General features: G+C 39.2%; 12 protein-coding genes, 3 tRNA genes and 1 pseudogene. 11 read left to right on the top strand and 5 right to left on the bottom strand.

Annotated elements, in window-relative coordinates:
- The 7 genes from nudE to H4J50_RS16040 all read left to right on the top strand — a co-directional run.
- On the top strand, positions 1-535 hold a 535-nt coding region (gene nudE / locus H4J50_RS16070), incomplete at its 5' end, for an ADP compounds hydrolase NudE (protein ID WP_182257335.1).
- A complete protein-coding gene (gene cysQ / locus H4J50_RS16065; protein WP_182194488.1) occupies positions 528-1,331 on the top strand; it encodes a 3'(2'),5'-bisphosphate nucleotidase CysQ in 804 nt (267 codons plus the stop codon). The genes nudE and cysQ, both read left to right, overlap by 8 nt.
- Positions 1,332-1,467: 136 nt before the next feature.
- Positions 1,468-1,544: transfer RNA gene (locus tag H4J50_RS16060), tRNA-Met, on the top strand.
- Between the two features lie 79 nt (positions 1,545-1,623).
- Positions 1,624-1,700: transfer RNA gene (locus H4J50_RS16055), tRNA-Met, on the top strand.
- Positions 1,701-1,762: 62 nt separating this feature from the next.
- Positions 1,763-1,839: transfer RNA gene (locus H4J50_RS16050), tRNA-Met, on the top strand.
- 741 nt (positions 1,840-2,580) lie between these two features.
- Positions 2,581-3,195, top strand: coding sequence for a trimeric intracellular cation channel family protein (locus H4J50_RS16045; RefSeq protein WP_007587018.1), 615 nt, complete (start codon positions 2,581-2,583; stop codon positions 3,193-3,195).
- Positions 3,196-3,229: 34 nt separating this feature from the next.
- Positions 3,230-4,741 carry a YifB family Mg chelatase-like AAA ATPase gene (locus tag H4J50_RS16040; RefSeq protein WP_007587019.1) on the top strand — a complete coding sequence of 504 codons (1,512 nt, stop codon included), beginning with the start codon at positions 3,230-3,232 and terminating at the stop codon, positions 4,739-4,741.
- On the opposite strand, the gene H4J50_RS16035 is transcribed toward H4J50_RS16040, so the two are convergent.
- Together H4J50_RS16035 and H4J50_RS16030 are read right to left on the bottom strand one after the other, a co-directional pair.
- Positions 4,738-5,442 (bottom strand): response regulator transcription factor, encoded by a 705-nt coding sequence (locus tag H4J50_RS16035; RefSeq protein ID WP_182194485.1) that lies wholly within the window; start codon positions 5,440-5,442, stop codon positions 4,738-4,740. The two genes, H4J50_RS16040 and H4J50_RS16035, sit on opposite strands and share 4 nt — an antisense overlap.
- A 216-nt stretch (positions 5,443-5,658) precedes the next feature.
- Positions 5,659-8,153 (bottom strand): annotated as a pseudogene (locus H4J50_RS16030) (alpha/beta hydrolase family protein).
- Between the two features lie 84 nt (positions 8,154-8,237).
- On the opposite strand from H4J50_RS16030, the gene H4J50_RS16025 reads away from it, so the two are divergent.
- Positions 8,238-9,314, top strand: coding sequence for a hemolysin family protein (locus H4J50_RS16025; protein ID WP_007587021.1), 1,077 nt, complete (start codon positions 8,238-8,240; stop codon positions 9,312-9,314).
- A 32-nt stretch (positions 9,315-9,346) separates the two neighbouring features.
- Here H4J50_RS16025 and H4J50_RS16020 read toward each other — a convergent pair whose 3' ends face one another.
- Positions 9,347-10,558: an EAL domain-containing protein gene (locus H4J50_RS16020; protein ID WP_182194480.1), complete on the bottom strand. Its 1,212-nt coding sequence runs from the start codon at positions 10,556-10,558 to the stop codon at positions 9,347-9,349.
- Between the two features lie 166 nt (positions 10,559-10,724).
- Here H4J50_RS16020 and H4J50_RS16015 point away from each other — a divergent pair, with 166 nt between their 5' ends.
- Positions 10,725-11,741 carry a metalloprotease gene (locus H4J50_RS16015; protein ID WP_182194477.1) on the top strand — a complete coding sequence of 339 codons (1,017 nt, stop codon included), beginning with the start codon at positions 10,725-10,727 and terminating at the stop codon, positions 11,739-11,741.
- Positions 11,742-11,796: 55 nt separating this feature from the next.
- Here H4J50_RS16015 and H4J50_RS16010 read toward each other — a convergent pair whose 3' ends face one another.
- Positions 11,797-13,107: a short-chain fatty acid transporter gene (locus H4J50_RS16010; protein ID WP_182194474.1), complete on the bottom strand. Its 1,311-nt coding sequence runs from the start codon at positions 13,105-13,107 to the stop codon at positions 11,797-11,799.
- Positions 13,108-13,276: 169 nt separating this feature from the next.
- On the opposite strand from H4J50_RS16010, the gene H4J50_RS16005 reads away from it, so the two are divergent.
- Both H4J50_RS16005 and H4J50_RS16000 read left to right on the top strand, forming a co-directional pair.
- Positions 13,277-14,344: a potassium channel family protein gene (locus tag H4J50_RS16005; protein ID WP_024597278.1), complete on the top strand. Its 1,068-nt coding sequence runs from the start codon at positions 13,277-13,279 to the stop codon at positions 14,342-14,344.
- The gene (locus H4J50_RS16000; RefSeq protein WP_149603303.1) at positions 14,344-14,541 is read left to right on the top strand and encodes a PLDc N-terminal domain-containing protein; all 198 of its coding nucleotides are present in this window, start codon (positions 14,344-14,346) and stop codon (positions 14,539-14,541) included. The genes H4J50_RS16005 and H4J50_RS16000 overlap by 1 nt, the downstream gene beginning before the upstream one ends.
- A gap of 36 nt (positions 14,542-14,577) precedes the next feature.
- Here H4J50_RS16000 and H4J50_RS15995 read toward each other — a convergent pair.
- A partial coding sequence (locus H4J50_RS15995; protein WP_182257334.1) for a cytosolic protein occupies positions 14,578-15,412 on the bottom strand: 835 nt, incomplete at its 5' end.

Here is a 15,412-nt window from a genome sequence, read left to right as displayed (position 1 = left end):
CAGTAACAATGTTGTCGCTAAAAGCCGCCTGTTTACTGTGGAGTCTTTAGAGTTAAAGTTTTCTAATAACGAAGAGCGCCAGTATGAGCGAATTCGCGGCGGTGGCCGGGGAGCAGTGATGATTGTTCCGTTAAGTGCAGACAACGAATTACTACTTGTACGTGAATACTGTGCGGGCACAAACGATTACCAGTTAGGTTTTCCTAAAGGCTTAATCGATCCGGGCGAAACGCCAGAGCAAGCTGCTAACAGAGAGCTTAAAGAAGAAATTGGCTTTGGTGCTGAGTATTTTAAACCATTAAGAACAGTAACAATGGCGCCGAGTTACTTTAATGCCACTATGCATATTTTATTTGCTAAGCAATTATACCCACAAACCCTTATTGGCGACGAACCAGAGCCGCTTGTTGTTGTTAAGTGGCCATTAACTCAGTGGCAGTCATTATTAGACCAAGAAGATTTTACCGAAGCACGCAGTGTTGCAGCTTTGCTATTATTAGATAAGTATTTAGCGTCTGGGGCTGCCGATGAATAAATTAATCGAACCGTGCATTGAATTAGCTGAGCGTGCTGGCGATGCAATTATGGCCATTTATAAAAAAGGCGATATTGGCCAACAAGAGAAATCAGATAATACGCCTGTTACCAAAGCTGATTTAGCAGCAAATGACGTACTGGTTGCTGGATTAAAAGCACTTGCGCCCGATATCCCAATTATGTCGGAAGAAACACCTATACCTGCACTCGTCGACAGACAGGACTGGCAGCGTTATTGGTTACTCGATCCGATGGATGGCACAGGCGAGTTTATTTTAGAAAGTGGCGATTTTGCAGTAAATATTGCATTGATTGAAAATAATCATCCTGTGCTTGGCGTTATTCATTGGCCTGCAAAAGGTGTGACTTATTTTGCTACAGCTAAAAATGGTGCCTTTAAACGTGAAAACTCAATTGATACGCAAATATCTGTAGCGCCGCCAGAGAACTTGACGCTTGCTGTGAGCCGCCGCCAGAAAATAGAAGCGGTGAGTCAGTATTTAAATAGTCAGTTTACAACTATTGCTATTGGTTCGTGCTCATTAAAAGCTTGTACTGTTGCAGAAGGCAAAGCAGATTGTTTTTTAAGAATTGGTCCAACGGGAGAGTGGGATACAGGTGCTTCACAAGTTATTGTTGAAGAAGCCGGTGGTTGTATTACCGATGCAGAATTTAACCCGCTAACGTACAACCAACGCGAGAGTACTGAGAACCCTGACTTTATAGTGATGGGACATCCAGACTGGGAATGGCAAAAAATGATTAATCCGCATCAAAGGTTGAGCGCAGAATAGCAATTTGATTGCTTTTTGTCCGGTTGAACAACTTTAATTAGTTTAGGCCTTGCATTAAATATTTATTCCTATATAGTAGCGCTCTCTTCAAGGCAGGCTCGTAAATATTACGAAAATGTTTTAAAGAAATTACAGGCGCGGGATGGAGCAGTCTGGTAGCTCGTCGGGCTCATAACCCGAAGGTCGTCGGTTCAAATCCGGCTCCCGCAACCAATTTTTTATAAGATTTGGTTACTGTAAACTCTAGCTTAAGAGATAAAATAAAGTAGTCGATAGACTTAAAATATACAGGCGCGGGATGGAGCAGTCTGGTAGCTCGTCGGGCTCATAACCCGAAGGTCGTCGGTTCAAATCCGGCTCCCGCAACCAATTCTTTAATTGGAAGCCAAGTTGTAATGTAAGCAACTTTAAACAAGTCTACAAATTTCAGGCGCGGGATGGAGCAGTCTGGTAGCTCGTCGGGCTCATAACCCGAAGGTCGTCGGTTCAAATCCGGCTCCCGCAACCACTGAAATTAAATACCTAAAAAGTTAAAACAAAATAGCACTCTTTATCGAGTGATTTTTTGCGTCTGCAGTTTAATAAATTCTTATAATTATAAAACTCACCGTTACTGCGCAAAACACTTTGCACAAGTAAGCGAAGGTCGTCGGTTCGCTTTTTACAAACTCAAGCTCCCGCAACCACTGAAATTAAATATCTAAAAATTCAAAACAAAATAGCACTCTTTATCGAGTGATTTTTTGCGTCTGCAGTTTAATTAATTCCTATAATTATAAAACTCACCGTTACTACGCAAAATACTCTGCATAAGTAAGCGAAGGTCGTCGGTTCGCTTTTTACAAACTCAAGCTCCCGCAACCACTGAAATTAAATACCTAAAAAGCTAAAACAAAATCGCACTCTTTATCGAGTGATTTTTTGCGTCTGCAGTTCAATGAATTCCTATAATTATAAAATTCACCGTTACTGCGCAAAATACTTTGCACAAGTAAGTGAAGGTCGTCGGTTCGCTTTTTACAAACTCAAGCTCCCGCAACCACTGAAATTAAATACCTAAAAAGTTAAAACAAAATCGCACTCTTTATCGAGTGATTTTTGTGTCAGCAGTTTGATAAAATACCTTATATTCTGCTTTATTTAATGACTTTACTCTAATATCTGTGACGTTTAACAAATAACTTATTTTTTAAAAAAGAGTATTTTATGTTAAAACGGTTAAAAGATTTTAAGTAACAATACACATCACATGACAGAACTTTATCACTGGTTTGATTTAATAGGCATTGCGGTGTTTGCTGTGTCGGGCACTTTGCTAGCGTACGAAAAAAAAATGGATGGCTTTGGAGTCGTAGTTTTAGCGACGGTAACTGCTATTGGTGGTGGTACAGTGCGAGATCTAATTTTAGATGTTCCTGTGTTTTGGTTACACGATCAAAGTTACTTTTTTGCCATACTAGCTTCAGTATTTGTTACAACACGCCTTATAAATAAACAAAAGCCGATACCTCATTATATTTTACAAACAGCGGATGCGTTTGGTTTAGCTTTTTTTGCAGTAATGGGGGCGCAAAAAGCGCAGCTTGTTGGTATGCCCGATATGACAGCGGTAATTATGGCTGTAATTACAGGCTGCTTTGGTGGATTAATTCGAGATGTGCTTGCACGCGAGATCCCTATGCTATTAAAAGGTGAGCTTTACGCTATTACCTGTATAGCGGGTGGCACTGTTTATACGCTTGGCATTAGTTTTTCGTTAGTAACCGAAATGGCGATGGTATTAGGTATGTTAATGACCTTATTACTTCGTTTAGCTGCTATAAAATGGCAAATCACATTACACGTTTTTAAATATCCTGACTAAACTGGTGTAATCACACCATTTACTAGGATAAGGAATGTCGTTAGCTCGTATATTTTCTCGTGCTCAAGTGGGTATAAATGCCCCTGAAGTTATTGTAGAAGTTCACCTAGGAAATGGTTTACCCGCTTTTCATATAGTAGGCCTGCCCGAAGCGTCCGTTAAAGAATCAAAAGATAGAGTACGTAGCGCACTCGAAAACTCACAATTTGGTTTTCCCGATCAACGAATAACTGTAAATTTAGCCCCTGCCGATTTGCCAAAAGATGGCGGACGGTTTGATCTTGCTATTGCGGTGGGTATTTTAGTCGCCTCTGGGCAAATAGTGTGTCCTGATATTCACAAGTACGAGTTTTATGGTGAGCTTGCTCTTAATGGTGAGGTGCGTGGTGTAAACGCTATTTTACCTTCGGTACTTGCTGCAAAAGAGCAAGATCGTTGCTGCTTTTTACCTCTTGCAAACGACAGCCTAGCAAGCCTAGTTAATGGCGTTAAACGCAAAGCCGTAAGCTCTATTCAAGAAGTGTGGGGGGATTTACTTAATCAACAACCCTTACCATTAAATATAGAGTATCCCGACTGCACACAAGCCCCTGACTTTTTACTTGATTTAAGCGATGTGAAAGGTCAGCCCGGTGCAAAGCGTGTACTCGAAATTGCTGCAGCTGGCGGGCATAATTTATTATTTTTAGGTCCTCCAGGTACTGGTAAATCGATGCTGGCCCAGCGAATGGCAACTATAATGCCTACTATGTCGGACGATGAAGCTATTTCGACAGCTGCGCTTTACTCTATTATTGGGCAATCCATAGATTTAACTAATTGGCGACAGCGGCCATTTCGTAATCCACATCATACTTGTTCAGCTGTTGCCTTGGTGGGGGGCTCTTCGAATCCCAAACCTGGTGAAATTTCTCTGGCACATAATGGTGTGCTCTTCTTAGATGAGTTACCGGAATTCGAGCGTAAGGTACTTGATTCACTGCGTGAGCCAATGGAAACCGGTACAGTTACTATTTCACGTGCAGCTAGGCAAATGGAGTTTCCGGCGCAGTTTCAGCTTATTACAGCATTAAATCCAAGCCCAACAGGGAGTCATACAGATAAGCGGGCAACTCCCGATCAAGTTATGCGTTATTTATCGCGTGTGTCGGGGCCTTTTATTGACCGTATTGATTTGCAAATAGAACTACCTCGTTTAACGAGCGTTGAACTACAAAGTACTCAGCCGGAGGAAAGTAGTGCTGAGGTTAGAGCAAGAGTTGAAACGGCTTATTACCTACAACTAAAACGTCAAGGTAAGGTTAATGCGAGGCTTAATAATAAAGAAATGAGTGTGCACTGTGTACTGGCGCCAGCAGAGTTGCAGTTTTTAGCCAGAGCAAGCGAAAAGTTGTCTTTATCGCCACGCTCTTATCATAGAGTAATTAAGGTGGCGCGAACTATTAGTGATTTAAAGGGGGCTGAAAATATTAGTTTAAATGAGCTTAAGGAAGCTCTTAATTACCGTGCATTTGAGCGCCTTATTGCGCAATTAACTAAATATTAAATAGAGAGCATATAGCCTTTACCACGAACGGTAACAATACGTTTTTGATCTTTTTCGTCATTTAATTTTTTACGTAAACGACCAATCAGCACATCAACAGTACGATCGTTTGGACTCCAATCGGGCTGGCCTATTTCTTCTGATATTTTTTCACGGGATGTGGCTTTACCTGCATTACTAATTAAGCAAATAAGCACTTTATGTTCGGCTTCAGTTAAGCGTGATTCAACGCCTGCAGCAGTAATTAGTGTGCGGTTATCGGGGTGAAGCTTAAAGTCAGCATATTCTATAAACTCTTCGCTTTCGTCGTCTTCTAGCTTAACTGCAACACGCTTATAGAGCGCGCGCATGCGAAGTTCTAACTCAAGTAAATCGACAGGCTTACAAATATAGTCATCAGCACCTTGTGCAAGGCCTGCAATACGATCGGCTTGGGAGTCACGACTCGATAATACAATAACGCCAATATCGGTAAGTGTGTTTAATTCTTTTGCCAGCTGAAGCCCATCACGCTTTGGCAAAACAATGTCAATTATGGCTAATGATATAGCACCGCGCAGGTTTACCCGCTGCCTTACAATGTTAAGTGCATCAGCGCCAGTTGGGTCTACCTCTATTGTAAATTCGGTATCTGCAAAGTGATTTTGGATGCGTTTAACGAGTAGTTCATCGTCTTCAACCAATAAAACATTAATAGCCATAGTACTTTATTTTGAATGCTTATAGCTCTGTATGGTAGCACCATTAGGTAAATGCTGATAAGGGGGTTTATTAGTTTTAAGTAACTTAATATTTCAAAGGTGTATAAGACGTTATTAGAGGATGAGGTTAGCACCTTTAAACTAATTAAAAGGTGCTAAATAATTAATACTACTATTAATAAATCTGTATTAAGTCGTTATTTTAAAGGTTTAGACTCAGTCATTTTTATACATTGAGTCCCACCATTGAGGTTCATCTTTTAGCTTTTTATCAAAGTATGCAAGCATGGTGTTCCACCAATCAAATCGTTTATCGCGTGCAAAAATTTGGTGGTCGGCGCCTTTGTATTCGATTAACTCTACGTCCTTATTAAGCAGTTTAAGCGCAGTGTACATTGTTAAGCTTTCGCCAACAGGTACATTGGTATCACTATCACCATGAAGAAGTAGCATAGGTGTTGTTACTTTGTCGGCATGAAATACAGGGCTATGTTGGCTGTAAAGTTCAGGGTTATTCCATGGGAAGCTATTTTTTGATGCTTCGCCAGAATATAAGTAGCCCCACCAACCTTCACCCCAATACGAGGTAATATTAGAAATACCCGCATGAGCTATTGAAGCACTAAATATATCGGTTTTAGTTGCCAATAACATGGTCATGAAGCCACCGTATGATGCCCCTAAATTTCCTACCTTTTCACTATCAACATAGTTGTATTTCTTTAAAAAGGCTTGCGTGCCTTCGATAATATCGTCTGCAGTGTAGTCGCCCCAGGCATTAACATGCTGCGCTGAAAACTTTTGTCCAAACCCTGTTGCGCCAGTAGGCTGTACTACATAAACAACGTAGCCATTTTCTGCCCATAAGTTAAACGGGTAACGACTTGTAAACCACGCGTAACTGGTGAAGTACCGCCGTAGTAATACACGAGCGCTGGGTGCTTTTTAGTTTTATCTAAATTGCTTGGAATGTAAACACGGCCCGTTATTTCAACCCCATGTTTATTTTTAAAATTAAACTCTTCTAATGTAGGGAGTCGTGTATTTGCATAGCTACTTGGTTTTGAATCCCATATTAAATCTGTTTTATTTTTACTTACGTTCAGGCTCTTTAGTTGTTGTGGCGCTAAAGCGTTAGTACCACTTAATAAAATTTCGTTATTACGGTCGTGTGAGTAACTAAATTGTTCAACAATATCCAATCCCGTATTTAACTTTTTAAAGCGCTGTTTACTTAAATCGAATAGGTAAAGTGGCTGAGTGTCTTGCTCTGTTACTTTAATGAGCGCATCGCCGTTTTCTAAAACGTGCAGTTGGCCAATAGCGGGGTCGAATTGTTTACTGAGTGCTTTTACGTTTTTACCGCCTTCAGTAAGTAGGTAAAGTTGCCCGTCGTAGTTATTAGCAAGCATTGCTTTTGGTAGTGCTCTGCCTGCGCCATTTTTAAAGTCAGGGCCTGCAACTACATAAATATCTTTATTTGTATATTTGGCTAAATTAAACGTTTTGAATTTACCAAGCGATGAAAGCTTGTTTGATTTTAAATCGAGTTCGGCTAACTCTGTTTCAGGGTGGGTTGATGCTTGCATTGCCATTACTGGGCGGCTCATTAATATTTTGCCACGGTTACTATTTGAATCTTCAAGGCTGTAAGAAAGAGGACCTTGGCTAAGTGCTTTTGTTAAACCACTTTTAGTATCAAGCATGTAAATTTGGCTGGTGGTACGTGCATATGACCAACGATCTTGTAGACCTTTATAGTGCTTGGTTAAGCTGTTAGTGCTCTCAGGTGATTTAGACCAGCTAAACAAAAGACTGGTGTCGTTATAAAAGGTAAAGCCATTGGCTCCTTCTAAATCGTTTGCTAATGTTTTTATTGAGAAGTTTTTACGGCTAAGTTGTTTAAGTTCACCATTTAACAAATACACTAAATATTGGTTATCTGGACTCCAAATAATGTTACTTGGTTGGCCTGCTTCGAAGCGATAAAGCGTTTGATTATCTGAATCTTTAAGTACAGTAACTGTATTTGCTTGGTTTTGTGTTTTATCGCTATAAGTGCGAGTAGTAGTAACGTACTGCTTAGCATTAGGTGCGAGTGATAATTGGCTGATTGTAGGGGCATCAAACAATTGTTTTGCAGATAAGCGTTTTGTTTTTGAGGCGCTAAGCGTAATTTTATCAACGTCGTTTTTAGGTGCAAAATCAAGCATTACGTCGTGCCAATTAGCTACTTGTTGGGCTACTATTAAAATAGAGTGAGTACTGTTATTTAAAGCTAACTTATAGCTATTTTTATCACCTGTTTGTAGTTCGCCATTAATAAATAACTGACCTTGCTCAATCCCTTTTAAGGTAAGCGTACCTTGTGTAAAGCGGGTTGTTTCAATATTAAATTTTAGTGCCTGTAACCCACCTAAAGTGAGCGCATTGATTTTATTAAACGGCTGCCAGCTTTGTTTTTTCCCAAATACAGAAAAACTATCTGAGTCTGCTTGTAGCTGCGGCAATAGGTTATTAATAATGGCATTGCCATGAGGTGTTTGAAAAGGCTTTAACTGCATGTCTTCGGCAAGTGGGCCGATAAACTGAATTTTTGATTTATCCAATGGTGCAGCTATTGCAGCAAAGCTTAAGCTGCTAAGCGTTAAAAGAGCTGCTGCGTACTTAAATAGCTTATTTTGATGACACCATGGTGCGCTAAATTTCATTATTATGCCTATTATTATTGGAAGTTTGGCCAAATATAGCATGTATTGATACCATGCTCACATATCCAATATAGAGGAGAGAAAGTGACTTTACTGATAGTTTATATGGTAGTGGCGATTGTTATTTCGTTTTTATGTTCTGTGATGGAGGCTGTGTTATTAAGTATTTCGCCCAGCTATGTTGCATCACTTAGGAAAGATCATCCTGAGCTTGCTAAACAGCTCGAAAAACTTAAAAACAATATAGATCAGCCTTTAGCTGCTATTTTAACTTTAAATACGGTTGCCCATACTGCGGGTGCTGCTGGGGTAGGCGCACAGGCAGCTGTCGTGTTTTCCGATGCGGCTGTAGGTATTGCATCAGCCATTATGACATTCCTCGTATTAATTCTTTCTGAAATTATTCCTAAAACCTTGGGGGCTAATTACTGGCGAGCTCTAACGCCAAGTGTTACTTACGCTTTGAGGTTTTTAGTTATATTGCTAAAGCCTTTTGTATGGTTTGCACAAAAGCTAACAAATTTAATGGGTCCAAAGCACGATGAGGCTTACTATATTCGTCAAGAGATAGAGGCAATGGCTGATATAGGTACGGAGTCGGGTGCATTACATCAGGATGAGTCCGAAATAATTCGTAATTTATTGCATTTTAGACATGCAAAATTATGCGACTTAATGACGCCTCGAACTGTAATTTTTAAAATCCACAAAGACTTAACAGTAAATCAGTATTTAAACGATCACGGCTCGTCGTCATTTTCTCGTATATTGGTATTTGATAAAGACAGCGACGATATTGTTGGGTTTGTGCATAAAAACGATATTATGCTGGCATTTCACCGTTTAGGTACCGATTACAAAATTAGCAAATTGATTAAGCCTATTTATACGGTGCCGAGTTCTCAAAATGTATCGTCGTTACTGCAAACTCTTTTAACAAAGCGCACGCATATATGCCTAGTTGTAGATGAGTACGGTGACGTGCAAGGTATTGTAACGCTAGAGGATATGATTGAAGCTTTAATGGGGCTAGAGATTGTAGATGAGCGTGACCAATCTACTAATATGCGCGCAGTAGCAAGGCAGCGTTGGCACAAACGTTTAGCAAGCAGTGCGCATATAGTCAGTGAAGAAGATAAACACACTCGGGGTGATAATTAGTTAACCAGCCCCGATTAAATATTAATACCGCTTTAAGCGGGGCTGCCATCAGTTTTCAGCCAATCTTTAGCCCAAGATATAAATTCGCCTTGTGGTTTAGGACGACTAAATAAAAAACCTTGTATGGCTAAGTTTCTTCTATAATGCCTCAAATAAACGAGCTCTTCTGGTCGTTCAACACCTTCTGCCACTAAATCTAAATTATCTTTACTTGTAATATTAAATAACGAGCTTACAACTACTTGAGAAAATAAATCTGTTTCTATATGGCTAATGAGTGAACGGTCTATTTTAATTTCAGTAAAAGGAAGGTTTCGAAGCTGATTCATATTAGTAAAACCAACACCAAAGTCGTCTAGCGATATACCAAAGCCATGCATTCTTAATCTGTTTAGTGTTTCTAATTGCATGAGACTTGAGAGTGCATGTTGTTCTGTTATTTCTATAATTATATTACTAGGCGTGAGTTGGTTTAGTTCTAAAATGAGTAGTAATTTATTAGGACAGTTTAGATCGTCGAGCTGAGTTGGCGATAAGTTAAATGCCATCTTAAAATCATGACCTAATTGTGATTTCATATTTTTGAATTCGCTGGTGGCCTTTTCAAAAAGAGAAAATGTAATTTGATTAATTAAGTTGTGTTTTTCGGCTGTGTTTATAAAACGGTTAGGTAAAATAATATTGCCGTCTTTACTTGATAAAATACGCGCTAAGACTTCAACACTTTCAATTTTATTGTTATCGGCGTTTATTTTTGGTTGATAAAAAGGCGTTATTTCATCGTTTTTTAATGCATTAATAAGCTCATCTTTTGAAATGGCTGACTCTTTTAATAAAGTGTGACTGTTTAATTGCGCCACTTTAGTAAGTAACCTACTTACCTGAGACAGTTGCACTGGCTTTGAAATATTACCAATGAGGTGAGCGTTATGTTGTTTCGCGAGATTGGCAGCTAAACTAATAACTTTATGATCCATTTCAGAGACAATAATTATCCCGCCTTGATAATGTAACTCTCCTAAATGACGGATTAATTCCATGCCGTCCATTTCGGGCATATTGAGATCAGTAAAAATAGCATCAAAATAGTTAATATCCTCTCTTACTTTTTCAAGAGCTTCTTTTGCACTCAAGCACGTAGTTATAGTGTTAGACATACCCAATTCGTTGAGTATGGCTTCCATAACGATCAAAATTGCTTTTGAGTCGTCAACAACTAAAATGTTAGGCACTATTTTGTTCACTGTTATCCCTTTCAATGTATAGTTTATGATTACTATAAAAGTAGTAGTGTTTTTTTACTTTGTCAGTATCAAACGCTTTTATTTTGAAAATAGTTACCGAGCACCTTTACTCGTGTTTTTAAGTTGATTAGGTATACTAGCGCCATTGTTTTAAACGGTCTTAATTATGATAAGAATAGATCTTACTTTAGCCGAGCAGCCATTTTCGCTTATGGTGTCTGGGCAAAAAATTGTGCAGGTATTTCATGCGCAACAAGCCATTACCTTTGATAATCCTCGTGAAAATTACTATCAGTTTACTTACAACAACAAAGTAATCGGTATTGATACTGGAGCGGCGGAAGAGCAAAGTATTTCGCTATTTGTCGATGAGCAATTTGCGACACAACTGGCGCTACCAGCGCCGTTAAACGCGACACCTAAAAAAGGCTTTTTAGGTTTGGCTGCATTAGGTTTTAAGCTTTTTAAAAGTGCTAAGATAATTAAAGTAGTGCTTGCCGGGGCTTCTGTTGCAGGCTATGCGTGGTTATTTAGTATTGAATTTGCACTAATGCTGATTGGGTGTTTAGTTGTACATGAGTACGGCCATGTGCGAGCAATGAAATATTTTGGTATAAAAACCAAAGGTATTTATTTAATCCCGTTTGTTGGAGGGCTTGCTGTAAGTGACGATAAAATAACGACTCGTTGGCAAGATGTCGTTATATCGCTAATGGGACCTGCATTTGGTTTAATTACCTCGGTACTGGGTGTCGTTTTATATTACGCCACCGAGATGGAGATATTTGCAGGTGTTGCGGTGCTTAGTGCGTTATTAAATTTATTTAACTTGTTACCAATTTTACCGCTTGATGGCGGGCATGTATTAAAAAGTATTAGCTTTTCAATGCGTTCATGGATTGGTTTAAGCGTATGCTTATTAGGCGTACTATTTGGCTTATGGCTGAGCTACACCTTTGGCTTAATGTTACTGGTATTCTTTTTGTTTGTAGGTGCGCTGGAAATTGTATTTGAGTGGCGAGGCCGTCACTACTCACACTTAATGCCGCTAGATAAATATGGCCAAGGCTTTTCAGCGGTAATGTATGCAGTTGTAGTCGCTGGGCATGTAGCTGTAATGATGCATTTTGCCGATTCAGAAAATCCAATATTGAGCCTGCCGATGACTATTTTATCGAGCTAGTATTTATCGTTCTAGGTAAAAGTGGGCTGTAATATTTGTTACAGCCCGTTAAAAATTAATAAAAGCTCAATACCAGCGATATAAAAACCCCAGTTACAAATAACTGCACAACACAAAATCCCATAATATCTTTTGCTTTTAAGCCTGCGATAGCAAGGACGGGTAGTGCCCAAAAAGGTTGAATTAAATTAGTCCACGCATCGCCCCATGCTACAGCCATTGCAACGCGCGATATATCGGCGCCTAGCTCTTGCGCTGCGGGTATAACAATAGGCGCTTGTACTGCCCATTGGCCGCCGCCAGAGGGCACAAACATATTAACGAGTCCTGCACTTATAAAGCTGTAAAATGGCAAGCTATCGGCATCTGCAATGGCAATAAAGCCTTGTGATATTTGTTGTGCTAACCCTGTATCGACCATCACCGCCATAATGCCAGCATAAAACGGAAACTGAATAACAATACCCGCACCACTTGGAATTGCTTGTTGTAAGCTATTAAGCACATTGTGAGGAGTTTGATGTAGCGTAATAGCTAAAAACAAAAATACGGCAATAACGCTATTAAGGTTTAAGTTTCCGCGAGCAATAAAAAAGTAATAACCTAAATATGCCAAACCTAATAAGCCAATTGTCATACCGAGTAGTTTGCTTTGTTCCAAATGTTGGGCAGGTCTGGTTATTGTTGTGGGCTTAGGTGTTGTCTCTTGTAAAAGAGCTGGGTCGATATATACGCTTTCTTGCTCGCTTGGCAGCATATAGCGATTAACGAGCGGCATAATAATGAATAAACCAACTAATATGGCTATATTAAAGCCCGCAAATAAAGTGTGCTCTGTACTAATAATACCAATGCTGGCCTCTGAAAAGTGACCATCGGTTGCGATAGTTAAAGGAATCGAACCCGCTAATCCGCCATGCCATACAACAAAACCTGAGTAAGCGCTGGCTACTAATAATCGATAATCAACACGAGTATGTTTAGCAATTGCTTTGGCAAAAAGGGCACCAATAACTAAGCCAAATCCCCAATTTATCCAGCTCGCTAAAAGCGAAATAAGCGTGACTAATATAATTGCTTTAGGTGCGGTGCTTGCAAATGTTGCTAGCTTTTCTAATAACTTACTTATAGGTGGCGTACTTGCCAACATATAGCCTGTAATTAACACTAGTAGCATTTGCATAGCAAAACTTAATAAGTTCCAAAACCCACCTCCCCACGCTTGTAATACTTCAATGTTAGTTGCGGTTGTAAATAAGATCGCACTGACAAGAGTAATTATTGTAAGTAAAATTACAAATATAAAAGGGTCGGGAAGATAGCGCTCTACAATTTTAGTAAAAGGGCGGGCTATTTTATTAAGCATAAGCACAACTGTTTTGGTTATTATTTTAACGCTAATTAATCATGAAAAATCACCATTGGCAAACAGCATTTAGTCTAATATTTGCGGTTAAAAGCTTAAACATTGCTTAAAAGCATCGCTTACAGTAACGTACTGTTTATAGATAATTTACTAACGAAGACTTTGTATTATGCCGGTGATATTTAAAAGGCTAGCGTTACTTGTTCGCGCTCATATAGATCAGTTGAGTTGGCAAGCAGTGGCATTAGCTATTTTGACTCATATGCTATTAACATGGAGCTTATTATTTATAGCGAATGAGAAAGCGTTAACCTCGCTTACTACCTTTTTTTACTATTACACAGTAACAACATCAACAGTGGGGTATGGTGACTTTAGTCCAACTACTGATCTTGGTCGTTGGGTGGTTGCATTAATACAAATTCCATTTGGTTTAGCTTTATTTGGTGTTTTGCTAGGAAAAGCAGGACAAACTGTTACTTACTTAATTAGGCGCGCTATGACTGGTGATAAAAACTTTGCCCACAGTAACCACCATATTATTATTTTTGGTTGGCACGACACTCGTACAAAAAAGATGATTGATTACATTTTGGCAGATACGAAACGTACTGACCGTCGTATTTTACTCGCGGTAACAGAGCAAATGGATCATCCTTTTTTAGCTAACGAAAGCGTTGATTTTGCACGTTTAACGAGCTTTACTAATTTAGCTGAGCTAGAGCGGGTAGCTATTCGTAGTGCTGATAAGGTGATTATTGATGGTCAAGATGACGATCAGACATTTACAACAGCCCTGCGCATTAGTCGCTTAGTAAAAGATGATTGTCATATAAGTGCTCACTTTTTGGATGAAACCAAAGTTGAGATGATGTTAGAGCATTGCCAAAATGTAGAGTGTAGTAGTGCAAAATCAGCTGAGATACTCGTACGCTCAATGCAAGATCCAGGTTCGAGCCGTGTGCAAGAGGAGCTGCTATCTACTTTGCATGGTGATACACAATTTAGTTTGAAAATACCAAGCGGCTGCAAAGATATGGAGTTTGGTACTTTGTTTCATCATTTTAAGCTTGAGCATGATGCAATACTGTTGGGTGTTGCTCATAATTTAAGTGCGCAAAATATGGATTTAAATCCACCATTAGATTACAAAGTAAGTGAAGGCGATATTCTGCACTATATATCGGTAGATCGAGTATTAAGTAGTGAAGTAGACTGGTCGAGTCTAGAAAAATAATGAATGAAGTTGTATTTTTAATTGTTGTTTTAAGTGCTTATATATTACCTGTCGTTATTGTACTCAACAGTAGGCGTACACAGGGTCATGAAAAGAATGGCTGGCTAATGGGAATAATTATATTTTCTTGGTTAGGGTTAATGATGTACTTTGCCATTGTGCCCAAGTATGGGCACAAAAAGAAAAAGGCCAAATAGAGTAGTTGGCCTTTACAGCCGCTTTTACTGGCGTAACTACTCTTCTAGTTGCTTAATTTTATGCTCAATTAAAGGATCGTCAGGTACAAGTTGTTGAGCAACTTCTAATAACTGAATGGCATCATTAGGATGCTCATCTTGATGCTTGAGGGCAACATCTATTAATGGCTGAATATCAATTTTTGCCTGATGTTCCTGTACGTGAACTTCTTTTTCATCAATCAAAATATTATGAGCTTTGCTTAATAGTGTTTGACGGTGAGCTGAGTTTACATTCGCTTTATTAAGGCTTTTGTAATAATCCTCTTTAAAACGTAAGGTTTTAGTTTGCAGACGAAACTGCGCAATATCAATTTGCTGATGCTGGATAAAATCGACGGCTACTTGCTTATAAAATCCAAACTTATTCAAATATGTGGCATGTGTGCCATGTCCCATACCAAATACTCGTAAGTGAGTTAACTGCTTATAGCGCTTAGCGTGCATTCGGTCTATACGATTAGTAGGATCGTAAATAATATAGCCTTGGGCATCTCCTAAATCTAGATCGTGATAATCTTGCTGCCAATCAAACTGCTGAGCTATATCGGTACTAGAGCGGTCATCCCACGGTACTAATTCTTTATTTTTAGTACTTACCGGATGGAAGAACAACACTTGATTTAGCTTTAATAGTTTAGCAAAAGCGCCAACAGCAAATCCGCCACGACTTAAACCATAGCCAAGTCGACAATTAAACGGCGTAAGTAATGTTGATAATTGCTTGAGAAAAAAGATTAAATTACGATTACGAAACCAATTACTTTTACCTAAATGCTGAAAAGCGATTACGTTTACGTTTTGTTTTTGAGCTAAGTGATAACCCCATGGT

The organism is Colwellia sp. 6M3, from assembly GCF_014077595.1.
Lineage (GTDB): Bacteria > Pseudomonadota > Gammaproteobacteria > Enterobacterales > Alteromonadaceae > Cognaticolwellia.
This window is presented reverse-complemented; position numbering and strand designations above follow the sequence as displayed.